This window comes from Synechococcus sp. R8-2 (assembly GCF_047461715.1).
Taxonomy (GTDB): Bacteria; Cyanobacteriota; Cyanobacteriia; order Thermostichales; family Thermostichaceae; genus Thermostichus.
Genome location: NZ_JANSHQ010000504.1, coordinates 1 through 1,697, shown reverse-complemented (window position 1 = coordinate 1,697; position 1,697 = coordinate 1). Strand labels below are relative to the sequence as shown.

Genomic DNA, 1,697 nt, shown 5'->3' with positions numbered 1-1,697 from the left:
TCTGGCCCCGTAAGTTTGCCGGACAAAGTGGGGCCGGTTGCCGCTCCCAAGGGCAGGCCTGTTCCCAAGATTAGGCCAGCCAGGATCAGAAACAGAAGGCCCCCCTTCAAGACTGCCTGCCAGAAAGAGAACTGAAGCCGTTGCCGGTGCTGCTCCATGGTTGGATAGGCTGGAGTGGAAAGGGATCCCCTCGATCATACCGATCACACATACCGATCACAGGCGGATCTGAGGGAAACTCAGGATCTCGGCTGGCTTTGCCGCTCCCCTCGATCCCCGCTGCCGTCCTCAGGAATGGCCGGAAAGCTGGGTCCCTTTCATCCCTTACCCGCTCGCACCCTCCGTCCCGTGGCTCGCAACAAACCCCGTCGGAAACAGCCTTTCCCGCACCTCCTCGGCTCCAAATGGACTTCCGTTCAGCCTGTTCTGGGTTGGCGACATTTTCAGGTCACCGCTCGCCAACAAGGGGAAGGAGGGCTGGTGTTTGCCGAGCTCAGAGCCGTCTGCGATCCCCAGGTGCGCCTCTGGGTCAACGCGGCCACCCTGAAGAACCGGGATCTTTGGCAGCCGGGCTGGACGCCTCTCGAAGACGGGATCCCCTGTGGGCGGCAGGATCCCCTTCTGGACAGGGCTGGGGGATAGTTTCTCTCAAGCTGGGGCTCAGGGATCGATTAGGATCATCTCTCTAGTGTGGTGTTTTAATTCGGAAGCTTGAGGAGAAGAAAGCGGGATGGCCAGATGTGACGTTTGCGGAAAAGATCTTAGCTACAGCGATTATCAGTGGGCCAAGCGCTGCGCCAATCCCTACGGGAAGTCTCACCTCATCTGCTTCGACTGCTACAGTGGTTCGTCTTGTCCCATCTGCTATTCCCCTCTGAAGCCGGCAGAATAGAAAGAGGCGTTCTCAAAAGCTGCTTGTCGGTTACTCGACTCCCATCCCCCTAGCTCCTCGGAGGGGGCGATGGTCGACAAGGGTCTCGATGGTTTTCCCAAGGGAGCCGGAAAAGTGCGCATTGGCCAGGGCTACGACATCCACCGCCTCGTCGAGGGGCGCCCCCTGATCCTGGGCGGGATCCGGATCCCTTACGAGAAGGGACTGTTGGGCCATAGCGACGCCGATGTGCTTACCCACGCCATCATGGATGCTCTCCTGGGGGCTGCCGCTCTGCGGGATATTGGCTACTACTTCCCCCCGGAAGAAGAACGCTGGAAAGGGGCCGATAGCATCCTTCTATTGCAGCAAGTGGTGCAACTGGTGAGCCAAGAAGGCTGGCGAATTGTCAATGTGGACAGTGTGGTGGTGGCGGAGCAGCCGAAGCTCAAACCTCACATCCCCGCCATGCAGGCCCGCCTGGCAGAGGCGATGCAGATCTCCCCCAAGCAAGTGGGGGTCAAGGCTACTACTAACGAAAAACTGGGCCCCATAGGTCAGGGAGAGGCCATTGCTGCCTTCGCAGTAGCCCTGTTGCTGGAACAGAGAGGACAAGCTTCCTCTGACCTTCCCATCAGAATCTGAAAAGAACCTGGTCACCCCACTGCCTGAGCTGCCAAACTGGCAAGCAATCGCTCCCTCAAAAACGCAGAATCTGCCCAAGTCGCAGTCAAACCACCCATTACCTGGATCCCCAATTTTCCCTCTGGGAAAGGGGCCGGGAGGGGGGCTACTCCTCTAGGAGAAAGGCTGGGGGTGAGGGCCT

Annotated in this window: 2 protein-coding genes; both read left to right on the top strand. The window is 59.0% G+C overall.

The features are described 5' to 3' along the window. Positions 1-348 precede the first annotated feature (348 nt). Positions 349-642, top strand: coding sequence for a TIGR02450 family Trp-rich protein (locus NW819_RS11600; protein ID WP_414329949.1), 294 nt, complete (start codon positions 349-351; stop codon positions 640-642). A gap of 364 nt (positions 643-1,006) precedes the next feature. Continuing rightward, a complete protein-coding gene (gene ispF / locus NW819_RS11595) occupies positions 1,007-1,516 on the top strand; it encodes a 2-C-methyl-D-erythritol 2,4-cyclodiphosphate synthase (protein WP_414413836.1) in 510 nt (169 codons plus the stop codon). Positions 1,517-1,697 lie beyond the last annotated feature (181 nt).